Origin of the sequence: Thiobaca trueperi (genome assembly GCF_004342175.1) — a bacterium.
In the GTDB taxonomy this organism is placed as follows: domain Bacteria; phylum Pseudomonadota; class Gammaproteobacteria; order Chromatiales; family Chromatiaceae; genus Thiobaca; species Thiobaca trueperi.
In genome coordinates this window covers 38,525-59,820 of record NZ_SMAO01000012.1, presented here as the reverse complement: position 1 = coordinate 59,820, position 21,296 = coordinate 38,525, and the positions used below count along the sequence as shown (strand labels likewise).

Annotated in this window: 23 protein-coding genes; 15 read left to right on the top strand and 8 right to left on the bottom strand. The window is 62.9% G+C overall.

Annotated features, from left to right (window positions below):
• Nucleotides 1-822 carry an adenosylmethionine decarboxylase gene (speD, locus tag EDC35_RS17575; RefSeq protein ID WP_132978570.1) on the bottom strand — a complete coding sequence of 274 codons (822 nt, stop codon included), beginning with the start codon at nucleotides 820-822 and terminating at the stop codon, nucleotides 1-3.
• Between the two features lie 114 nt (nucleotides 823-936).
• A complete protein-coding gene (locus tag EDC35_RS17570) occupies nucleotides 937-1,353 on the bottom strand; it encodes an OsmC family protein (RefSeq protein ID WP_132978569.1) in 417 nt (138 codons plus the stop codon).
• Nucleotides 1,354-1,487: 134 nt separating this feature from the next.
• Between EDC35_RS17570 and crp the strand changes: the two genes are divergently transcribed.
• Together crp and EDC35_RS17560 are read left to right on the top strand one after the other, a co-directional pair.
• A complete protein-coding gene (gene crp / locus EDC35_RS17565) occupies nucleotides 1,488-2,144 on the top strand; it encodes a cAMP-activated global transcriptional regulator CRP (RefSeq protein ID WP_132978568.1) in 657 nt (218 codons plus the stop codon).
• A gap of 204 nt (nucleotides 2,145-2,348) precedes the next feature.
• Nucleotides 2,349-2,816 (top strand): DUF2269 family protein, encoded by a 468-nt coding sequence (locus tag EDC35_RS17560; RefSeq protein WP_207896298.1) that lies wholly within the window; start codon nucleotides 2,349-2,351, stop codon nucleotides 2,814-2,816.
• On the opposite strand, the gene EDC35_RS17555 is transcribed toward EDC35_RS17560, so the two are convergent.
• Nucleotides 2,803-4,089, bottom strand: coding sequence for a Coenzyme F420 hydrogenase/dehydrogenase, beta subunit C-terminal domain (locus tag EDC35_RS17555; protein ID WP_132978566.1), 1,287 nt, complete (start codon nucleotides 4,087-4,089; stop codon nucleotides 2,803-2,805). The two genes, EDC35_RS17560 and EDC35_RS17555, sit on opposite strands and share 14 nt — an antisense overlap.
• A 569-nt stretch (nucleotides 4,090-4,658) precedes the next feature.
• Here EDC35_RS17555 and bchI point away from each other — a divergent pair.
• The gene (bchI, locus tag EDC35_RS17550; RefSeq protein WP_132978565.1) at nucleotides 4,659-5,687 is read left to right on the top strand and encodes a magnesium chelatase ATPase subunit I; all 1,029 of its coding nucleotides are present in this window, start codon (nucleotides 4,659-4,661) and stop codon (nucleotides 5,685-5,687) included.
• Nucleotides 5,684-7,507: a magnesium chelatase subunit D gene (locus EDC35_RS17545; RefSeq protein ID WP_132978564.1), complete on the top strand. Its 1,824-nt coding sequence runs from the start codon at nucleotides 5,684-5,686 to the stop codon at nucleotides 7,505-7,507. The genes bchI and EDC35_RS17545 overlap by 4 nt, the downstream gene beginning before the upstream one ends.
• A gap of 42 nt (nucleotides 7,508-7,549) precedes the next feature.
• On the opposite strand, the gene EDC35_RS17540 is transcribed toward EDC35_RS17545, so the two are convergent.
• On the bottom strand, nucleotides 7,550-7,993 hold the full coding sequence (locus tag EDC35_RS17540) for a hypothetical protein (RefSeq protein ID WP_132978563.1): 444 nt from the start codon (nucleotides 7,991-7,993) through the stop codon (nucleotides 7,550-7,552).
• Between the two features lie 136 nt (nucleotides 7,994-8,129).
• On the opposite strand from EDC35_RS17540, the gene EDC35_RS17535 reads away from it, so the two are divergent.
• Nucleotides 8,130-8,672, top strand: coding sequence for a hypothetical protein (locus tag EDC35_RS17535; protein ID WP_132978562.1), 543 nt, complete (start codon nucleotides 8,130-8,132; stop codon nucleotides 8,670-8,672).
• Nucleotides 8,673-8,785: 113 nt separating this feature from the next.
• On the opposite strand, the gene EDC35_RS17530 is transcribed toward EDC35_RS17535, so the two are convergent.
• Nucleotides 8,786-10,003 (bottom strand): ATP-binding protein, encoded by a 1,218-nt coding sequence (locus tag EDC35_RS17530; protein ID WP_243651769.1) that lies wholly within the window; start codon nucleotides 10,001-10,003, stop codon nucleotides 8,786-8,788.
• Between EDC35_RS17530 and EDC35_RS18630 the strand changes: the two genes are divergently transcribed.
• From EDC35_RS18630 to EDC35_RS17505, 7 genes are all read left to right on the top strand, one after another.
• Nucleotides 10,002-10,247 (top strand): hypothetical protein, encoded by a 246-nt coding sequence (locus EDC35_RS18630; protein ID WP_165903466.1) that lies wholly within the window; start codon nucleotides 10,002-10,004, stop codon nucleotides 10,245-10,247. The two genes, EDC35_RS17530 and EDC35_RS18630, sit on opposite strands and share 2 nt — an antisense overlap.
• Nucleotides 10,248-10,354: 107 nt before the next feature.
• On the top strand, nucleotides 10,355-11,629 hold the full coding sequence (locus EDC35_RS17525; RefSeq protein WP_132978560.1) for a glutamate-5-semialdehyde dehydrogenase: 1,275 nt from the start codon (nucleotides 10,355-10,357) through the stop codon (nucleotides 11,627-11,629).
• Nucleotides 11,630-11,692: 63 nt separating this feature from the next.
• Nucleotides 11,693-13,150, top strand: a complete 1,458-nt coding sequence (locus tag EDC35_RS17520) for an NAD(P)/FAD-dependent oxidoreductase (RefSeq protein ID WP_132978559.1) — start codon at nucleotides 11,693-11,695, stop codon at nucleotides 13,148-13,150.
• Between the two features lie 51 nt (nucleotides 13,151-13,201).
• Nucleotides 13,202-13,369: a hypothetical protein gene (locus EDC35_RS18625; protein ID WP_165903476.1), complete on the top strand. Its 168-nt coding sequence runs from the start codon at nucleotides 13,202-13,204 to the stop codon at nucleotides 13,367-13,369.
• A 72-nt stretch (nucleotides 13,370-13,441) separates the two neighbouring features.
• The gene (gene nadD, locus EDC35_RS17515) at nucleotides 13,442-14,089 is read left to right on the top strand and encodes a nicotinate-nucleotide adenylyltransferase (protein WP_132978558.1); all 648 of its coding nucleotides are present in this window, start codon (nucleotides 13,442-13,444) and stop codon (nucleotides 14,087-14,089) included.
• 35 nt (nucleotides 14,090-14,124) lie between these two features.
• Nucleotides 14,125-14,481 carry a ribosome silencing factor gene (rsfS, locus tag EDC35_RS17510; protein ID WP_132978557.1) on the top strand — a complete coding sequence of 119 codons (357 nt, stop codon included), beginning with the start codon at nucleotides 14,125-14,127 and terminating at the stop codon, nucleotides 14,479-14,481.
• Nucleotide 14,482: 1 nt separating this feature from the next.
• Nucleotides 14,483-14,995: a dihydrofolate reductase gene (locus EDC35_RS17505; RefSeq protein ID WP_132978556.1), complete on the top strand. Its 513-nt coding sequence runs from the start codon at nucleotides 14,483-14,485 to the stop codon at nucleotides 14,993-14,995.
• Between the two features lie 9 nt (nucleotides 14,996-15,004).
• On the opposite strand, the gene EDC35_RS17500 is transcribed toward EDC35_RS17505, so the two are convergent.
• Together EDC35_RS17500 and apaG are read right to left on the bottom strand one after the other, a co-directional pair.
• Nucleotides 15,005-15,838 carry a symmetrical bis(5'-nucleosyl)-tetraphosphatase gene (locus tag EDC35_RS17500; protein ID WP_132978555.1) on the bottom strand — a complete coding sequence of 278 codons (834 nt, stop codon included), beginning with the start codon at nucleotides 15,836-15,838 and terminating at the stop codon, nucleotides 15,005-15,007.
• 30 nt (nucleotides 15,839-15,868) lie between these two features.
• Nucleotides 15,869-16,240, bottom strand: coding sequence for a Co2+/Mg2+ efflux protein ApaG (gene apaG, locus EDC35_RS17495; RefSeq protein WP_132978554.1), 372 nt, complete (start codon nucleotides 16,238-16,240; stop codon nucleotides 15,869-15,871).
• Nucleotides 16,241-16,398: 158 nt separating this feature from the next.
• On the opposite strand from apaG, the gene EDC35_RS18620 reads away from it, so the two are divergent.
• The 3 genes from EDC35_RS18620 (at nucleotide 16,399) to EDC35_RS17485 (ending at nucleotide 19,118) form a co-directional block, all read left to right on the top strand.
• Nucleotides 16,399-16,575, top strand: a complete 177-nt coding sequence (locus EDC35_RS18620; RefSeq protein WP_165903475.1) for a hypothetical protein — start codon at nucleotides 16,399-16,401, stop codon at nucleotides 16,573-16,575.
• 46 nt (nucleotides 16,576-16,621) lie between these two features.
• The gene (locus EDC35_RS17490) at nucleotides 16,622-17,596 is read left to right on the top strand and encodes a Gfo/Idh/MocA family protein (RefSeq protein WP_132978553.1); all 975 of its coding nucleotides are present in this window, start codon (nucleotides 16,622-16,624) and stop codon (nucleotides 17,594-17,596) included.
• Nucleotides 17,597-17,660: 64 nt separating this feature from the next.
• A complete protein-coding gene (locus tag EDC35_RS17485) occupies nucleotides 17,661-19,118 on the top strand; it encodes an O-antigen ligase family protein (protein ID WP_165903474.1) in 1,458 nt (485 codons plus the stop codon).
• Here the strand turns inward: EDC35_RS17485 and EDC35_RS17480 are convergent, their stop codons facing one another.
• Complete coding sequence (locus EDC35_RS17480; protein ID WP_132978551.1) at nucleotides 19,119-21,191, bottom strand: HD domain-containing phosphohydrolase; 2,073 nt, start codon at nucleotides 21,189-21,191, stop codon at nucleotides 19,119-19,121. It abuts the gene before it with no gap.
• Nucleotides 21,192-21,296: the final 105 nt, after the last annotated feature.

The window sequence follows — 21,296 nt, the reverse complement described above, 5'->3', positions numbered from 1 at the left end:
TCAGTCCATGAACTCCAGATTGCGACCGAGATTGCGGCCGTAGAAGATCTCGGTCAGTTCGCGCCGCAGCAGTTTCTGGATGCGCTGATGTTCCTGCGGCGACAGATCATCGGCCGAGATGCAGAAGAGATAGTCATCGAGCCGGAAATCCCGGATCACCATCTTGGTATGGAAGATGTTTTCCTGGTAGACGTTGACATCGACCATCTGATAACGGCTTTTGGTCTTGCGCGCCACATAGTTCTGGATCGAGCTGATGTTGTGGTCGATGAAATGCTTGCGCCCGGTCACGTCGCGGGTGAAACCGCGCACCCGGTAATCCATGATGACGATATCCGATTCCAGCGAATGAATCAGATAATTCAACGCCTTGAGCGGCGAGATGCGGCCGCAGGTCGAGACGTCGATGTCGGCGCGGAAGGTGCTGATACCGGTCTGCGGATTGGTCTCGGGATAGGTGTGGACCGTAATGTGGCTCTTGTCCAGATGGGCCACCACGGCGTCGGGCAGCGGACCAGGAGTGGCGTTATTGGAGAGACTCTCGGCCGCAATCCCCTCTTCCGAGATCAGCATCGTCACCGACGCTCCCTGAGGGTCGTAATCCTGATGCGCGATGTTGAGAATATTCGCCCCGATGATGTCCGCCACATCCGTCAGAATCGCGGTGAGACGTTCAGCGTTGTACGCCTCGTCGATATAGGCGATATAGGCTTCGCGCTGCTCGTCCGAATCGGCGTAGCAGACATCGTAGATGTTGAAACTGAGGGTCTTGGTCAGGTTGTTGAACCCGTGCAGACGCAGCTTCTTGAGGGTGGTGGGCATCGTCGGGAAGACCTCGGAAAAAACGGGAGCGCGCAAACTACCCATCCGGGTCGGTCAATGCAAGGGGAGATGTTGCGCGCGCGATGCGGGAAGGTATCACAAGCACGTGACGGCTCAGGTTTCGCGGATCTCGAAATCGTGCGTCACGGTCGCCGTCGCGCCCAGCATGATGGAGGCCGAGCAGTATTTTTCGGCGCTCAACTGAATCGCCTTCTCGACGCGCCGGGGATCGAGATCGCGGCCGGAGAGGATGAAATGGGCGTGAATGCGGGTGAAGACTTTGGGGTCCGTCGCGGCGCGCTCGGCCTCCAGCTCCACCACGCAGTCGGTCACGTCCTGGCGGGCCTTGCGCAGGATCAGCAGCACATCGAACTGGGTGCAGCCGCCCATGCCGATCAGCAGCATTTCCATGGGCCGCACGCCCAGATTGCGTCCGCCCAGATCGGGCGGGCCATCCATGACGACGCCATGTCCCGAGCCGGATTCGCCCAGCATGGCCACGCCATCGATCCATTTCACTCTTGCCTTCATGATGTCTCCCGAACTGCCTGATCTGAAAAAACGCCGTTGAACGCATAGGGCGCAGCGAGGCTAGCACAGTTCGACAAGGCCCGCCCGCCTGCCTAGAATTCAGGACAACCCGTCCCCGCTGACCGAGCCAACCCATGACGATTCTGAAACCACTGCAGCAAGACCCGCGCTGGCTGGAGCCCTTTCTGGCGCAGTGTCACACCAAGACCTACGACAAGCATGTGGATTTCATTCGCCAGGGACAGGCAGCGGAGAGTCTCTATTATCTCATCGAAGGCTCGGTCGCCGCCATGATCGATGACGAGAGCGAACGGCGCGAACTGCTGCTCGCCTACATCAACAAAGGGGAGTTCATCGGCGAGATGGGACTCTTCATCCCGCAGACCACGCGCAGCGTCATCATTCGCACCCGCACCAAATGCAAGGTCGCGGAAATCACCTATCAGCGACTTGACCGCCTCCTGACCGAGGAACTCAAGGATGTCGCCAAGGATTTCCTCTATAGCGTCGGCATGCAGCTCTCGCAGCGACTGCGCGTGACCAGCCGCAAGGTCGGTCATCTCGCCTTTCTTGATGTCACCGGACGCATCGCCGGCACCCTGCTCGATCTCTGCAAGCAGCCCGACGCCATGAGCCACCCGGACGGCATGCAGATCCGCGTCACCCGTCAGGAACTCTCGCGCATTGTCGGCTGTTCGCGCGAAATGGCCGGGCGGGTGCTGAAAAACCTGGAGGAGCAGGGACTGGTGAGCATCAAGGGCAAGACCATCGTGGTCTTCGGTGCCCGCTGAATCCGCCGCTGCCGATCACACCATCCCCGGGCGGGCCGGCGCACGAGATCGGGGATCTGATCGATGCCTTCGGTGACGCTCAGACGCGCGAATGGATGCAGGCCGTCAGCGACATGCATGCCGATTAGTCACCTGCCCGACGCAGGGCTATCATGCCGCCCTCCCCCATCCGGACTCCATTCCCCTCCATCAACGAGTTTCACCGTGCTCTATCTGACTTTCAAATTCATCCATCTGCTGGGCGTCGTCATCCTGGTCGGCAATGTCACCGTCACCGCCGTCTGGAAGGTCTTCGCCGACCGCTCCGGTGATCCGCGCGTGATCGCCTTCGGCCAGCACCTGGTCACCCTCACCGACTGGTCGCTCACCCTCGGTGGCATCCTGCTGATTGCCATCGGCGGCTTCGGCTCGGCCCTGGTCGCCGGCATCAACCCCTTCGGCTCCGGCTGGCTGATCTGGGGTCAGGTGCTGTTCGTCCTCTCCGGGCTGATCTGGCTCTTCATCCTGATTCCGGCACAGATCCGTCAGGCGCGTCAGGCGCGCGAATTCGCCCAGGGCGGCGAGGTTCCGGAAACCTACAAGCGCGATGCCCGCCTCTGGATCGTCTGGGGCATCATCGCCACCCTGCCGCTGCTGGGCGCCACCTGGGTGATGGTGCTCAAGCCGGCGTAGACGGCTCCTCGCGCTCCGGCGCCAGCGGTCGCGCAAAGATCCGGGCGTAACCGTCCGCATAGGGCGCGAGTGTCTGATAGACATGAGCAGGCACCACGCGCGACTCGGATCGCTCGAATTTGCTGCGCACATAGTTGAGATTGCGCAATAGCTTCATCTCGATGATGGCGCGGGCGAATTCGAGTCCCTTGGGGCCTTTGCTGCGTTGCAGCCAGGCGATCAGCTTGCGGATGAGCCAGGGCGGGCGTCCGGCGCCGGGCGGATGGGTCAGGCGTTCCATGAAACGCGGCATGCCGCGCGCGCGGTCGCCGCTGGCAGTCAGCTCGCCGATCTCCAGATCGGGGCGCAGCAGCTCGAAGAGTTCCTCACCCTTCTCGGTGCGCGCCAGCACCCATTGCCAGCCGAGCGGCGCGCCCATGTAGCCGATGGTCAGGTCGCTCAACGAGTTGGGATAGTCGAAGCAGGACAGACAGGCGGAGGGAAAGACCCCGTGCAGCTTGTCCATCGGGAAATCGACATAGTTGACCCGCTCGACCTTGCCGTTTTCATGGCGCAGCCAGAGACTGAAATCCTGCATGAATTCATGATGGACGACAGTATCCGGCGAGCGCGAGATCTGGGTCAGAAAATATTTCAGATCGGCATAGGTGACATTGTCGCTGCACGGGATGCCGATCACGTCCAGCCGCTCCAGGCCGAGTTCGGCCTCGACCCCGCGCAACGCGTGGACCTGGCAGCCGGTGCCGATGAAGGCAAGGCGCTTGATGCCCTGTTCGCGCACCGCATCGAGCAGACTCAGATTGGGCGACAGACAGGGTTTGTTGCCGGCGGTGGCCAGCACCTCTTCCGGCGTGCGGGCCAGGATCGGCTGGGCTTTGAAGCGGGAGCCGGGCGCGGCGCCGGTGGTGATGACGGCCTCGACCCGGCCCTGTTCCAGCAGCCGCGCACCGAGCGCCGTCACCATGCCGCTCCATTGCGCCTTGGGATTGGGCTGACGCAGGCGGGCGGCATACTGGGCGCGATAGATGCCGAAACGCAGTTCGTCGTTGGGCTCCCGGTTGCGTCCATGCAGACGCTGCTCGATAGCCAGGGTCTGATTGCGCACGAACATGCAGGACTGCGACATCATCGGCTGGAGTGCGCTGTCGCAGAGTCCGCAGTCGCTGCACAGACGTGGGCGGCCCTTGAGCCGGTCGTCGCTGCTGAGGAGCGAGATCTGGCCGAGCCCCTTGGATGGACCGTCGGCCATGGGCGAGAGGATGGCGTCGGTCATGCGATCACCCGGTCGGGATTGGTCCGGAAGCCGCCAGCGGCGATCCCCGTCAGCGCGAAAGTCGTTGGCATGGATGCAGGTCTCCTCAGGATATGGATTCTAAAAATCCTTCAATTTGATGGGCGTCAGTCTGCCCGAAATGTCGCCGCCGAGTCCATCCATCGTTAAACCGCGTCCAGCGGGATATACATCATTTTCATTTTGTGTTTAGTTCTGAAGATGTCATCAACATCAATGGAGACGCGGTTTAAAATTTTATATTTTTTAATATCTTAAACCGCGCTCGCTCGAACGGTCATCGATTCTGCCAAGGCCGACTCAATCCTCAACGATCACATACCGCACCGGGCGCGGTTTAATCTTTGATCCAATCCGCTTGACCTAAGTCGGGCATGGGCGCTAGGGTCGCGGGCTGGATTGAATCGACCCCGGGTTCGTCGCGGATTGCACGGCTGAACCCATTGCACTGGGACCGCCTGCGCGTCTGTGCGCGCTTGGTTTGGGCGCTCCCGCTCAACCGGCCGTTTGCGCCACTTAACAGAAGATAACAGCAACAAGGTTCGCCGCGTATGCCCATCCCCTTTCCGTTTTCCGCCGTCGTCGCCCAGGAAGAAATGAAGCGCTCCCTGCTGATTGCGGCTATCGACCAGTCCATTGGTGGCGTTCTCGTCTTTGGCGACCGTGGGACCGGCAAGTCCACGGCGATTCGCGGACTGGCCGCGCTCCTGCCCAAGATGCGCGCGGTCGATTGCACCTACAACTGCGATCCCGAGGCCAGCGACGACTATCTGTGCGCGGACTGCCGCACCAAAAAAGCCAAGAACGGCGGCCTCAAGGGCCGTCAGGTGCCGGTGCCGGTGGTCGATCTGCCGCTCGGCGCGACCGAAGACCGCGTCATCGGCGCGCTCGATCTGGAGCGGGCACTGACCAAGGGCGAAAAGGCGTTCGAGCCGGGTCTGCTGGCGCGCGCCCATCGCGGTTTTCTCTATATCGACGAGGTCAACCTGCTCGAAGACCATCTGGTCGATTCGCTGCTGGACGTGGCCGCCTCGGGCCAGAATCTGGTCGAGCGCGAGGGTCTGAGCATCCGCCATCCGGCGCGCTTCGTGCTGGTCGGCTCGGGCAACCCGGAGGAAGGCGAGCTGCGTCCGCAGCTGCAGGACCGTTTCGGTCTCTCGGTCGAGGTCAAGACCCCGACCGATCTGCCCACACGCATGAAAGTGGTGCGTCTGCGCGACGAATTCGAGCGCGATCCGGAAGCCTTCGCGCACAAATGGAAGAGCAAGGACGCCAAGGTGCGGCGTCAGATCGAAAAGGCCAAGGAATTACTACCCGAGATCGAGGTGCCGGACGCCACCCTGGAAGAAACCGCCAAGCTCTGTATCAAGCTCGGCACCGATGGTCTGCGCGGCGAGCTGACGGTGATCCGCTCGGCGCGCGCGCTCGCCGCGCTCAAGGGGGATAAAACGGTCACGGTCGAGCATGTCAAAGCGGTCGCCGTCTCCGCGCTGCGTCACCGTCTGCGCCGCGATCCGCTGGATGAATCCGGTTCGACCAGTCGTGTCGAGCGCGCAGTCAGGGAGCTGTTCGGCGAATGAGCACAGTCGGCCCGAATCCAGCCGTCGCGGACGGCGGCGGACCGCCCCGGAATCAGCCCGGCCCAGGACCATCACCTTGGGATGATGCGGTGCTGGCGGCGGTGCTCATGACCGTGGATCCGGTCGGCACCGGCGGCGTCTCGCTGCGCGCCCTGCCGGGACCGGTCCGCGATCAGTGGCTATCCATCATGCGCGACCTCCAGCCAGCGGGGACGCCTCAGCGCCGGGTGCCGCTGCATGTCTCCGATGGGCGTCTGCTCGGCGGTCTGGATCTGGCCGCCACGCTCAATGCCGGGCGTCCGGTGGCCGAGCGCGGTCTGCTGGTCGAGGCCGATGGCGGCATCATCGAGCTGGCGATGGCCGAGCGCATCGCCGCCGGCACGGCCGCCCGTCTCACCATGGCCTTCGACTCCGGCGAGGTGGTGCTGGAGCGCGACGGCCTGGCGATGCGCACCCCGTCGCGTTTCGCCCTGGTCGCGCTGGACGAGGGGGTCGGCGAGGACGAAGGGCTGCTCAATGCGCTGCTCGACCGGCTCGCCTTCCATCTGGAGCTGACCCCGATCCGTTATGACACGGCCATTGCCTGCGACTATGCAGTCGAGGACATTCTGGCCGCGCGCGAACGGCTGTCCGCCGTCACCGTGACCGACAAACAGGTCGAGGCGCTCTGCGGCATCGCCCTGGCCCTGGGAATCCCCTCGCTGCGCGCCTCCATCTTCGCCTGCCGCGCGGCCTGCGCCCATGCCGCGCTGGAGGGTCGAACCGAGGTCACGGACGAGGATCTGTCAGTCGCCGGGCGGCTGGTGCTGGCGCCGCGCGCCACCCAACTGCCGCCGATGGAGCCGCCGCCGGACGCCGAACCGCCGCCGCCTGAGCCGGAACAGCCGGATCAGGAGCAGAACCAACCCGAAGCCGAGCAGCAGGAACCCAAGGAACTCGAAGACAAGGTGCTGGAGGCGACCAAGGCGGCGATCCCCGCCGGTCTGCTGGCGCAGCTCCAGATGGGCAAGCTGCGCCGCTCGCGGGCACGCGCCACTGGCAAGGCCGGCGCGGTGCAGAATGCACCAACGCGCGGGCGTCCGGCGGGTGTGCTGCGAGGCGAGCCGCGCGCCGGTCTGCGTCTGAACGTCGTCGAAACCCTGCGTGCGGCCGCGCCCTGGCAGCGTCTGCGTCGTGAGGAACGCGCCCGCGTCGGCGGTCAGGTGTCCACGCGCATCGAGGTGCGTCAGGACGATTTCCGCATCACGCGCTTCAAGCACAAGTCCCAGACCACGACCATCTTCGTCGTCGATGCCTCCGGCTCCTCGGCGCTGCATCGTCTGGCTGAGGCCAAGGGCGCGGTCGAACTGCTGCTGGCGGACTGCTATGTGCGCCGCGATCAGGTGGCGCTGGTGGCGTTCCGGGGACAGGGGGCGGAGGTGCTGCTGCCGCCCACCCGCTCGCTGGTGCGCGCCAAGCGCAGTCTGGCGGGCCTTCCGGGCGGCGGCGGCACGCCGCTGGCGTCGGGCATCGATCTGGGGATGATCCTGGCCGACTCGATCAAGCGTCGCGGCGGTACCCCGGTCCTCATCCTCATGACCGACGGACGGGCCAATGTCGCGCGCGACGGCACCGGTGGACGCACCCGCGCCAACGAGGAGGCGCTGGCCGCCGCGCGCGTGGTGCGCTCGCTGGAGATCACGGCGCTGGTGATCGACACCTCGCCGCGTCCGCAGCCGCAGGGGCGTGAACTGGCGAAGGAGATGGCGGCCGTCTATCTGCCGCTACCGCACGCCGACGCCAACTCACTGACGCAGGCGGTGCGGATGACGGCGAATTAAAAAGATGTAGATGTAGGGGCGATTTAAATCGCCCCTACAATCCTATCCATTAAAGACATTGATTTGCCTGGATTGATCGGTTATAGGCACCTTCAATGCCCTGTCCCGGCAGGCACGCTCGCAGTCGCTGTAACGATTGGTGCAGTAACCGTAGAGATTCTCGGCGCAGGACCACCAGGGATAGCCGCAGTCATTGCGGTCGACAGCGGAGGCGAGACAGCCGCGATAGTTGTGAAAGGATGAACTGTAACCGGCCTGACACTGCTGATAGTCGTAGCGGGCATCCTCGACACAGGCATCCTTGGTTTGCTGACAGTCCGAGATGCAGCGGATGGCCGCGAGCTGCTGCTCTGGCGCAGCGCCCGGCCCCAGCGGACCGGCGCAGCCTCCGAGCAGGAACAGCGACAGCAGCGTCACGCCAGCCATCAGGCCCGACCGCTGGACGGTCAGGCGCTGAGGGCGTACAAATAGTTTGGTTGAACTCATCCGGGCCACTCCAGTTAAGTCTTCGTTTTTAATGATTTAAAACGCGCCTCACCAGTCTCGCTGCCGGGGCCGCAGGATGGAGGCGGACCACAACATAGCGCATGTTATCCGGGCGCGGTTTAAATGGAGAAAATCCATGTCTCGATTGGTCATTATCGCCGGTTTGTCCACCCTGCTCGCGGGTTGCGCGATCTTTCCACCGAATCACCAGGGCGGCATCAGCGCCACGGTCACGCCCGAGGATTACGCGCAGCGTCTCTGCGGTCATCTGGATCTGGAGGACTATCCATCCTGTCTTAGCCAGGTGCTCGATTATTTCGAACGCCCCCGGTCCAATGATCTGCCGCCGGGTCATTCCACCTCCGGTCCCTTTGCCGTGATGATGGGCGGCGAGGTCTACATGGGCACTTACGGCGGCGAATCCCCGCTCCTGTCCAGCTTCCGCGTCTCCAACGGGCGTAAGGGTTGCCGTGGCAGTTATAACGCCGTCAACGGCTCCGCCGACGCGCTCTTTGATGTCTATTGCGACGACGGACGCAGCGGCTGGGCCGACATCATCCTGGACAGCGACGGGCGCAACGGCATCGGCAAACTCGCCCTCAACGACGGCACCAAAGGCGACATCGTCTTCGGCTATACCGCACTCGGACGCGCCGCGCCTTATCCCTATGTGCCTTAAACCGCGTCCAACGCGATATGCGTAATCTTCATTTTGTGTTTAGTTCTGAGGATATCAGCGACATCAGTGGGGACGCGGTTTAAAATTTCATATTATTTATTTGGAATTTAAAATCAACGCCCCGCCGGCCCGCGCAGCTGCTGGGTGAGCTTCTGGAACTCGCGCTGCATCTCCAGATTCTCGAAGGGACGCAGCGCGGGGATCTGGCGGTTCATCAGCCCTTCCAGCAACTGCTGGCTGGATTTGACCAGTCCGACCAGTTCGCCGGAGACGCGCACCGTCTCGTAGGTGTTCCAGGCGGCGGCGATGTCGCGGTCGAGTTCCTCGCGGGCCTTGCGCACCTGTCTGGCCTGGTCGTCGAGATACTGACGATAGACGCCAGCGGCATCAATGGTGAGCTGCTGCGCCTGGAGATTGGCGTTCAGTAGCGCCGCTTTGTCGGGCGAGGTGTGCAGCAGGCGCCGGGTGTCCTCGGCCAGCGTCCGGGCCTGGGCGACGATGCCATCGATCTGCGGCAGATAGTGTTCGCCGATGGCCTCTTCGATCCGCACATGCATGCGGTTGAGCGATTGCAGCAGCACCACATAGAGACCGTAATAGCGCCGCGCGCTGCGCAGATCCTCGCCGCTCTGGGCAACGAGCTGTTCGAGCTGGAGCGTGATGGATTTGACGTTATCGAACAGAATGCCAAGGTCCACCATATTGTCGCCGACGACGGTGGACAGCAGAAATTCCACCTGCTCGTCGCTGAGTTCGAGCCCCATGGCGCGGAGTTCCTGGGCAAACTCGCGTCTGATCTGGCCGATCTCCCGATTCATCCGCTCGATGTCCGTCTCGCGCGCCTTGATCAGCCGGTCATAATCTGCGACTGTTTTGCTGATCGTCGAGTCGGTCGGCGCGGAGACCCGTTTCTGGCGCAGGTCGGCAATATTCGCTCGCGCCCGGTCGATCTCGCCCTGCAGGGTCTGGATACGCTCGCGATGACGCAGCGCGGGCGAAACGGCAAGAATGTCCACGGTCTGATCGAGCAGGGCATTGATTTCGGCACGATTGGAGACCTGATCGGCACCGAACCAGGCCGTTTCCGGCAGCGCCGCCTGACGGTCTTCCAGTACCAGGGCGCGCTCCAGTTTGGGCAGCGATTTTTCCCACACCTGACCGAATGCCCGCTCATCCTCGCCCACAAGACGGCGGGCATCCTCGACGGCCTGTCCGGCGTAATCGCGCGAGCGCTGCCACCAGTCGCTGGCCGTCTCGCGGGTACGTTCCCACACTGGTGGCGTGGTCGGTGTTGCGGCGTCTTCCGCCCATAATGGCGCGACGCCGGGCATGAGCAAGCAGACGAGCGGGATCAGGGCAGTGAATGAGAATCGGCGCATCGTGAAGAACCATGAATTCAGATTGGGGGAACGGGCGGCACCGATATCGGGACGATACGGCGACACATCGATTCCTGATGGTAAGCATATTCTCACTTTGCGACTCAACCTGGAAAAGCCGTTGAACCGCAAAGGCGCAAAGAACGCAAAGAATTTCAGTATCCTGTTCTGGTTGCTGACTGCGCCCGCTGGGTGAATCACAGCAGCATAGCCGCATCTTGCTTGATCTTTGTGCTCTTTGCGCCTTTGCGGTTCAGGCGACCCGATTTAAGATCAAGCCTTCGACGACATCAGGTTTCCAAGATGAGCGACCAACCGATTACCGACATCACTGCCTACATGCGCGATCTGGGCCAGCGCGCCCGCACCGCCTCGCGTGCGCTGGCGCGGGCGAGCACGGCGGAGAAGAACGCCGCGCTGCTCGCCATCGCCGATGAGCTGGACCGCGAGCGCGCCGCCATTGCGCAGGCCAACCGCACCGATCTCGACGCTGGCGCTGCCAAGGGGCTGGATGCCGCGCTGCTGGACCGGCTCGAACTGACGCCGGGACGCATCGACGCCATGATCGAAGGCGTGCGGCAGGTTGCCGCCCTGCCGGATCCGGTCGGTGCCATCACGGATCTCAATTATCGTCCATCCGGAATCCAGGTCGGACGCATGCGGGTGCCGCTGGGCGTGGTCGGCATCATCTACGAGTCGCGTCCCAATGTGACCGCCGATGCCGCCGCGCTCTGTCTGAAATCGGGCAATGCTACGGTCCTGCGCGGCGGCTCGGAATCCTTCGCCTCCAATCAGGCGCTTGCGGCCTGCATCCAGCGCGGTCTGGCCACCGCCGGTCTGCCGGCGGACGGGGTGCAGGTGCTGGCGACGACTGATCGCGCCGCCGTGGGTGTCATGATCGCCATGCCCGAGTCGATCGATGTCATCATCCCGCGCGGCGGCAAAGGACTGATCGAGCGCATCAGCCGCGAGGCGCGGGTGCCGGTGATCAAGCATCTGGACGGGATCTGTCATGTCTATATCGACGACGCCGCCGATCTCGACAAGGCATTCAACATCGCGATGAACGCTAAGACCCAGCGTTACGGCACCTGCAACACCATGGAGACCCTGCTGGTGGACGCCCCGGTGGCGGATGCCATCCTGCCCCGGCTCGGCGCCGCCTATCGGGGAAAGGGGGTCGAGCTGCGCGGCTGTCAGCGCACCCGCGATCTGCTTGCGGATGCCGCACCAGCGACCGAGGCCGACTGGGATACGGAATATCTGGCACCGATCCTGTCCATCCGGGTGGTCGATGGGCTGGATGAGGCCATCGACCATATCGCCCGCCACGGCTCGGCCCATACGGACGCCATCGTCACCGAAGACTACAGCCGCGCCCGGCGTTTCCTGCGCGAGGTCGATTCCAGCTCGGTGATGGTCAACGCCTCGACCCGTTTTGCCGATGGCTTCGAATATGGCCTGGGTGCCGAGATCGGCATCAGCACCGACAAGTTCCATGCCCGTGGCCCGGTCGGACTGGAAGGACTGACATCGGTTAAATTCGTCGTGCTGGGTGATGGCGAGGTGCGATGCTGAGACAATCATCGCGGCGCGGATTCCGCTTGTTCTAATCAATAAAAACCAAAGGAGGACTGTTTTATGGCACGTATCGTGATACTCGGCGCCGGCATTTCCGGACACACAGCGGCAAGATACCTGGGTAAATGGGTCGGCAAAAAACATCAGGTGATCGTGGTGTCGCCGAATGCGAAGTGGAACTGGGTTCCATCCAACATCTGGGTCGGCGTCGGCCAGATGACCGAGCGGCAGGTCACTTTCGAGCTGGCGCCGATCTACAAAAAGATCAATGTGGACTTCCATCAGGCCAAAGGGCTGTCGATTCATCCCGAAGGCGGCGATGGACATGAAAGCCCCTTCGTCACAATCGAGTATACGGACCCCGCGCGGGCCGGTCAGACCGAGACCATCGAGTACGATTTCCTGATCAACGCCACCGGCCCCAAGCTGAACTTCGGCGCCACGCCGGGGTTGGGACCAGAGACCGGCCACACCGTATCGGTCTGCACGCCCGGTCACGCACTGGAGGCGAACGCACGACTGCAGGAGCACATCGCGGCACTGAAGGCCGGCGCACAACGGACGTTCGTGGTCGGCACCGGGCATGGCATGTGCACCTGCCAGGGCGCGGCCTTCGAGTACATCTACAACATCGATCACGCCCTGCGCGAGGCCGGCGTGCGCGACCGGGCGCGACTCGTCTGGATCAGCAACGAGTTCGAGCTCGGGGACTTCGGCATGGGCGGCGTCCACATCACCCGTGGCGGTTACATGACCAGCAGCAAGATCTTCGCCGAGTCGCTGATGGCCGAGCGCGACGTGGAGTGGATCACCCGCGCCCATGTCACCAAAGTCGAGCCGGGCAAGATCCACTACGAGTTGCTTGACGGCACCTATCACGAGCTGGATTTCGATTTCTCGATGCTGATTCCGCCCTTTGCGGGAGTCGGGCTGAAGGCATTCGACGCCGCCGGTGCGGATATCACCGATCAGCTTTTCGCGCCGAACGGCTTCATGAAGGTCGATGCCGATTACAATCCCAAGCCTTATGAAGACTGGGGCAAGGCGGATTGGCCAAAGACCTATCAGACGCCAAAATACAAAAACATTTTCGCCATTGGCATCGCCTTTGCCCCGCCACATCCCATCAGCAAGGTGCTGAAAAGCCCTAACGGCACCCAGATCAGTCCAACCCCGCCCCGCACCGGCATGCCCTCAGCGACCATCGGCAAGGCCGTCGCAACCAGTATCCGTGACATGCTCAATGGCGCCGCCACGCCCACTCATACCGCCTCGATGGCCGAGATGGGCGCGGCCTGTCTGGCCTCCACCGGCTCCGACATCTTCAAGGGCACCGCCGCCACCATGACGGTCTTTCCGGTCGTGCCCGATTACGAGACCTATCCCGAATATGGACGCGACATGGATCTGACCTTTGGCGAGGTCGGGCTGGCCGGCCACTGGATGAAATACATCCTCCATCATGTCTTCATCTATCAGGCCAGACTCCGTCCGGGCTGGTCCATTCTCCCGGACTGATGCCTTCCAGGCCGAATCGTCCACGAATCATTTTCAGCGAGGCAGTGACCCATGGCCGTCAAAAATCGAGAACCCTATCAACCCGCTTATTATCCGCCGGTGCCGACACGCTTCACCAAATACATGCGCACCTCGCTCATCTGGCAGTTTTTCCGTTTCTGGGTGATCAACCTGAAGATCCTCAAGCTGATGCTGAAATCGGCTGCACCGGGCTCCTGATGGCAGTGCATCCTTGATTCAGGCTCTATGTCCTCGGGGGCGTCGGTCAATCCGGATCACGCGCATCGGATCATGATCGGCGTCCTCGGCGGAACCTTCGACCCCATTCATTTCGGTCATCTGCGACCGGCCCTGGACTGTCTCCAGGCGCTGGCGCTTGAGCAGGTCCGTTTCATTCCACTGAACGTCGCCGTGCACCGCCCGCAGCCGCTGGCCCCGTCCACACAGCGTCTGGCGATGCTCGAAGCGGCCATCGCGGATCAGCCCGGCTTCGTCGCCGATCCGCGCGAACTGGCGCGTCCCGGCGGCTCCTACACCTATGATACCCTGCTCTCCCTGCGTACCGAGTTGGGCGCGGAGCGCCCGCTCTGTCTGCTGATCGGGGCCGATGCCTTCGCCGGTTTTCTGGCCTGGTATCGTCCGCTGGAGATTCTCGATCTGGCGCATCTGGTCGTGATGCGTCGTCCGGGTCATGGCTCGATCCGCGATCCGCTGCTGCGTAACCTCTATCTGGAGCGTGGCAGCGATGCACCGGCCTCCCTGTCCGCCAGACCCGCCGGTCACATCCTGTTCCAGGACGTGACCCAGATCGAGATGTCATCGACCCGGGTGCGCCAACTGATCGGACGGGGTCTCAGCCCACGCTATCTGACGCCTGACCCGGTTCTGGCGCTGATCGAACAGGCGGGTCTCTATCGATCGCAAAAGACGCAGAGATAGACAGGATTCCACATTGATTTTAAAGAGAACATCGCATGCAGCTTGAACAACTTCGAGAACTGGTCGTCGAGACCCTGGACGACATGAAGGCCCGCGACATCCAGGTGCTGGACGTGCGCGGCAAGACCGCCATTACCGATTACATGATCCTCGCCTCCGGCACCTCCGACCGGCATGTCAAGGCCATCGCCGAAACGGTCGCCTATCGCTCGAAAGAGGCCGGCGAGACGCCGCTCGGCACCGAAGGGGTCGCCGAGGGCGAATGGGCGCTGGTGGATCTGAACGGCGTGGTCGTGCATGTCATGCAGGCCAAGGTGCGGGATTTCTACCAGTTGGAACGTCTCTGGTCCGCGCCGGAGGCCGCGCCAAGGGCGATGTCCGGACTGAGTTGAGATGGATGCCCTGAAGCGGGACGCCACTCCCATGCTGTCGCTGGTGGCAGCCATCGCCGATAACGGCGTCATCGGGCGTGATCAGAAACTGCCCTGGCATCTGCCGGCGGATCTGGCCCACTTCAAACGCCTGACCCTGGACCGGACCATCGTCATGGGCCGGCGGACCTGGGAATCGCTGCCCGGTCTGCTGCCGCGACGCCGGCACATCGTGCTCTCCCGCGATCCGGCCTTTCGGGCCGACGGCTGCACGGTCGTAACCTCGCTCGATGCCGCCATCGACGCCGCGCATGACGTGCCGGAACTGATGGTCATCGGCGGTGCCAGTCTCTATGCCGAAGCCCTGCCCCGCGCTGATCGTCTCCATCTCACCCTGGTCCACGCCAGCATCGAAGGCGATGTTCGGTTTCCGCCCTGGGATCCCTCCCCGTGGCGCGAAGTGAGCCGGATCGGGCACGCAGCCGACGAACGCAACGCCTTTGCCATGAGCTTTGTCGAACTGCGGCGGGCTTGAAGTCAGCCGTCATTCCTGACCGGGGGTCAGATACCCGTCGCATCCCAGTTGAATGGGTCGTATGGGCCAGTCATCCAGACAGATGGCCGTGAGCGCACCGCCCCAGAGACAGCCGCTGTCGATGGCCCAGACATTGTCGCCATCCCGGTAGCCGAGAGTGGACCAGTGGCCGAAGATGATGCGGTCATCGCGGGTCCGTCTGCCCGGAACCTGGAACCAGGGAATGAGTCCGGGCGACTGGCTCCCGATCTCGCCTTTCTCCCTGGTCGCCAGCGTGCCGTCCGGGGCGCAGAAGCGCAGTCGCGTGAAACAGTTGGTGATGAAGCGCAGACGATCCATGCCGGTCAGGTCGGGCGACCAGCGGTCAGGCTGATTGCCGTACATGGCGAACAGATAATCCCGGTCGCCGCTGCGCAGGACCGCCTCCAGTTCCGCTGCACAGGACCGGGCCTCAGTCAGATCCCACTGGGGCGGCAGACCGGCATGGATCAGGGTGAAGCCCCGTTCCGCGTCATGATGGAGCAGCGGACGATGACGCAGCCAGTCGAGCAGCTCGTCGCGATCAGGCGCCTTCAGCACCGCCTCCAGCGTATTCCCGGCGGCGTGTTTGCGGTTGCCCGCCGCCAGCGCCAGCAGATGCAGATCATGGTTGCCGAGCACGACCAGCGCGGCGTCGCCCAGGTCGCGCACGAAGCGCAGCACCGCCAGCGAATCCGGGCCGCGATTGACCAGATCACCGACAAACCAGAGCCGATCGGCGCCTGGATCGAAGGCCAGTCGATCCAGCAGTATCCGCAGTTCACGGTAGCATCCCTGAAGATCGCCGATGGCATAAATGGACATGATGTGTCTTTGATCCGCCCGGTCAGCCGGTCAGTGAAGGCGCGTGGAGGCCAGGGAAAAGGCCGGAATATCGGCCTCGAATCGTGTTCCGTCGTCACCGATCATCCCATAGCTGCCGTGCATGCTGCCCAGGGGCGTCGTCAGGATGGCGCCGCTGGTGTACTGGAAGCGTTCGCCCGGACGCAGGTGTGGCTGCTCGCCAACGACACCTTCACCCCGCACCTCCTGCGCCTGACCTTCGGCATCCGTGATGATCCAGTGCCGATCCAGTAAGCGGGCCGGTTCGCTACCCTGATTCTCGATGGTGATGGTGTAGGCAAAGACATACCGATTCTCCTCAGGAGAGGACTGCTCGGGTTGATACTGGCACTGCGTCAAGATTTTGAACGAAAACTCTTTCATCGGGTTCTCCAGGGCAGACAAGCGCATCAGAACAGGGTAATAATACACACAAGTGCCTCATCAGCAATCCAGGCTGAGTCAATGGCCCCTGATTTATTCACAATTATTTGATAGATTTACAGGCACTTCATGATAAATCACCTGAAGCGATCACTGGCATGTTGATCCAATCCAAACCCTATCGCCGCAAAACCGATCCATTTTCGCTGCTCCTGGTCGTGGTCGCACTCGGGATGTGCGTCACACTGACGTACCAGGTCGTCGTCTACTACGGCGTGAGCAAGATTCCGATCGCCAGACAGACACCGCCTCCCCCGCCGAGTGTCGGCGGTTGATGCATGTCAGCGTCTCCGGCAACCCTGCCCGCCCTGAGCCATCTCCATGTCTGTCGCGACTGAGTCCGGTCGGCTGCGGGTCGCCGTCGTCGGCGTCGGCTATCTTGGCCGTTTCCATGCGCTGATCTACTCGCGCCTGTCCGAGGTCGAACTCGTCGGCGTGGTCGATACCGACCCTGAGCGCGCCCGTGTGGTTGCTGCCGAGGCGGGTTGCGCGAGCTATGCCACCATTGAGGATCTGTTCGACCGGGTCGATGCGGTCAGCGTCGTGGTACCCACCACGGCGCACCTCGCCGCCGCCGCGCCCTTTCTGTCGCGGGGCATCCACGTCCTGCTCGAAAAGCCCATCGCCCCGACCCTGGCCGATGGCACCGAGATCGTGCGTCTGGCGCAGGCGCATGGTGCCGTGCTACAGATCGGCCATGTCGAGCGTTTCAATGCGGGGGTCATGGCACTGGCCCAGCGGATCCGCGCGCCAATCTACATCGAGGCCCAGCGCATGGGCGGCTTCGTCGAACGGGCGACCGACGTGGACGTGGTCTCGGATCTGATGATCCATGACATCGACATCATTCTCTCGCTGGTGGACGCCGGAATCCGCCACATCTCCGCCGTTGGCGCTTCGGTGCTGACCGAGCATGTGGATATCGCCAGCGCCCGTCTGGAATTCGTCAACGGCACGGTGGCGAACGTGGTGGCGAGCCGGGTGTCGGACAAGCCCACCCGCCGGATTCGGGTCTTTCAGCCCGGTCGTTATCTGTCGCTGGATTTCATCGCCCAAAGCATCGACATCGCCGAGACACGCCCGGTCGCGGACGCCGCCCGCCCCGAGATCGCGCGCGAGCGCATTCAGGTCGATCCGGTCAAACCGCTGGATCTGGAACTGGCCGAGTTCGCGCGCTGCATCCGCGACGGTCAGCCGCCGCTGGTGGACGGACAGGTCGGACTCAAGGCGCTGGAGGTGGCGCTGGAGGTGCGCGCGCGGATTGCTGAAGCGGGTGCCTTGCAAAGAGGAGCCTGATCGACCTGCCGAATCCGTCGTAGCCGTTCGGACTCAGGCCAGAACCGGTATGGAGACTGCCCGTATGTTTGAGACCTCATCAACCCCGCACCCTCGTCGCTCGCTGCTGGCGCGCGGTCTTTCATTCTGGATCCTCGTCTTCATCCTGGCCTTGAGCCCACTTCCTTTCGCCAGCGTGCGCCCGGTCTGGATCCATCTCTCCGGCATTCTGGTCGCCGTCGCCCTGATCGCCTATCTCGTTCAGCGCTGGCAGACAGGGCGCGCCATCCCGAGCATTCCCTGGCCGCTGCGAATCGCTGGCGCACTGGTCGCACTGGTTGCGCTCTGGGGCTATGTCCAGGCCATGCCCGGATGGTTGACCGCCTGGCATCATCCGATCTGGTCAGAAACCGCCACGCTGCTCAACGCCCCGGATCTGATCGGGTCGCTCTCGCTCACGCCGGAGCGATCCATCCTGAACGCCAACCTCTTACTCACCTATCTCGGATTCGGCCTGCTGGTGGTCTGGCACAGTCGCCGTCAGCGCAATCTCGATCTCCTGCTCAAGATCTTTGTCGGCGCCCAGGCCGTCTACGCACTGTACGGCCTGAGCGTCTATTTCTCGGATCTGGAAACCATCCTCTGGTTCGACAAGACCGCCTACCGCGACGTGCTGACCAGCACCTTCGTCAATCGCAACAGTTATGCGACTTACGCCGGGCTCGGCGCCCTGGCGGCGTTGGTTCTCATCCTGCGTTTTCTGCGCCAGACCCTGACTGCCGACAAAAGCCATCGCACCCGGATCCGCGAATTCGTGGAAACCCTGACCTCTACCGGCTGGCTGACCCCGGTCGCGCTGCTGATCTGTCTGCTGGCCGTGCTGCTGACGCAGTCCCGGATGGGGCTCACCGCCCTGCTGATCGCCGGCACGGTGCTGCTGATCGGCTGGACCATGCGACTGCCAGCGGGACAGACGCGCCGCCTGGGTTCGATTCTGCTGTCGCTTCTGGTCGTCCTGCTGGTCGTCAATTTCGTTCTCAGCGGCGGACTCACGGCCGATCGCTTCGCCCGGCTGTTCGAGCAGGGCGACGGACGTTTCACGGTCTATCCGCTCATGCTCGACGCCATTGCCGAGCGCCCGCTCACCGGTTATGGACTGGGATCCTTCGAGAGTGCCTTTCGTCTCGTGCGCGACGACACCGTCATGGGGTTTTTCGACCGGGGCCACAGCGATTATCTGGAGCTGATCATGACCATCGGCTGGCCGGCCGCGCTCGCCCTGATGCTGGCGTTCCTGGTTCCACTGCTCGCCGCCTGGAACATGAGCCGCCGCCGCACCGAGATCGAACCGGCACTGCTGTCCGTCGCCGCGACTGTCCAGATCGCCGTCCACTCAACGGTCGATTTCAGCATGCAGATGCCCGCTGTGGTCTTTGCCTATCTGCTGCTGGCGCTGGCGGCGTTCGGAACCTGGCATGACAGCGCGTCGTTGCCGGCAGAGACTGATCAGCGCCCGCCGGATGCCGGCATCGCACCAGCCTGATCAGCCATCACGCTGGCTCATCATCGCCCAGGCTTCACGACCGCCCCTGTTGTTCAGGTAGTTGAGCAGACTTAAGACCGCCCGTCGGTCGAAACGGCGGTCGATCTCCCGCATGAGGATGGCTTCCGCTTCATCGAAAGACTTGCCGTCGCGGAACGCCCGCGGACTGAGCAGGGCCACGAAACAGTTGGCGAGCGCCACCGCCTGCGCGGAGGGCAGAATGGCATCGCCGCTGAGTCCGGCAGGACGTCCGCTGCCGTCCACCCACTCGTTCATCTGGCGCAGGGTCTCAATCACCGGGCCTTCGAATTCGATCTCTTTGAGCAGTTCCGGGCCAGCGTCCATCGCCGCCCGTACCAGGGTCAATTCCGCTTCGGTCAGACTCCCCTGCCTGGTCAGCAATGATCGCGGAATGCGGATCTTGCCGATATTGACCAGTCGTGCGGCCTGATCGGTTGCTTCAATCAGCGCATCGGCGAGCCCCATCTCTTCCGCAATGCGCCGGGCGACCAGGGCGACATAGCGCGACTGATGCGCCGAATCCGGATCGCGCTCATCGACCAGCCCGACCAGGGTCTCGATCAACTGGCGCGTATTCCGCTCGCGCCGCGCCCGCTCACGTACCAGATCGGTCAGATCCTCGATCGTCATCAGCACTGAAGGCGGCTGATCCGGCGTTGCGACAAACAGACAATGATAGGATCGCCAGACCTGTTCGCCACCCTCGTCATCCTCAAAACAAGAGGTTTCGATCAACGCCTGCCCGGTCTCCAGAACCCGCTGATTGATGGCGTTATAGCGAATCCCCTTATCATGTCCCAGCACGCCCACCAGCGAACGCCCGGACAGTTCTTCCTCGGGGATGCCGCTGACCTCAGCGGTGCGCCGGTTGGCAAAGGTCAGGGCATTCGACGCATCGGCGACCAGAATCGGATGCGGCTGGCTGTCGGTCACGACATCCAGAAAGCGCGACAGCATCTCGAAACGCTCCGACGAGAGTCGGAACCGACGGGCCGCCTCCTCCGCCCGCTGCGAGGTCGCCACCCGCCAGACCACGATCAGCGCCGCGCCGAACACCACCAGAATCAACGCCAGCACACTGACCAGCGCGGTGCGCCGGGCATCGCTCGCCGCCAGCGCCTCGGCACGGTCGATCTGATGCACCAGCACCCAATCCGTACCGCCAATCCGCCGACTTACAGCGAACGACTCTTTCGCCGCGCCATTCCTGCCGACATGAAAACGGCCGGGATCATGCAATGCGGCAGCGTCCACCAGCCCCGGCGTATTGATCGCCAGCCGTTTGGTCAGCGGGGCACTGCCATCCAGCAGCGGCGACAGATAATCGATCAGATGACCGGAGCGACGGATCAGATAGGATTCAGCCGTCGCCGCCGTGGCGCCCGGCTGTTTCAGCGTCGCAAAAAACCGTTCGTCAACAGGACGCAGACCCAGAATCCGGGCAATCACAACAGACGCCCCCTCCTCGCCCTGCTGCGCGAAGACCGGCACCACAAAACCCAATGTCGGCTGTCCGGTCGGTCCAGGATGAAGATCCAGGAACCCCCGCTCGGTCAGTGGTGTCTGCCGCAGAAACTGCGCCAACTGGCCCTGGATTGGCGGCAGACCGTTGGTCGCGACGATGATTTTGCCCTCGGGATCGACCAGCGCCAGTCCGGCCAAGCCCAAGGGTTTGACATTGGCAGGCAGCGCCTCCGCCTGCTGTGATGGAGACAGGAATCCGGAGCGCTCGGCGGTTGCGGTCAACAACGTGCGCAGATAGGTGAGCTGCGCCGGATCCTCCTCGAACGGCTGGCCCGCGCCGCTCATTCCGACCACCGCCGTATAGAGTTGCAGCGACTCGTTCTGCGCCAAACCCGACAGCACATCGTATTGCGCCTCCAACCAGCCATGCACCGCCTCCGCACGACTGTCCGCAACCAGATTCATCTGCGCTTGCAGGATCTGCACATCGCGCTCTTTCTCGGCTTCAGAAAACAGCAGAATGCCGGAAAGCCCCAGCCCCATACTGATCACAAGTACCGCCAAGGCGATCTGAATGTGTTTTTTCATCTCCATCCTCTCCTGGAATCTGCCGGACAACACCCCAATCGAACACCCATTGCAGGCCTGAATTTGGCGTTATCATGCCTGACCGTTCAGCCTGCCCGGCCCCTC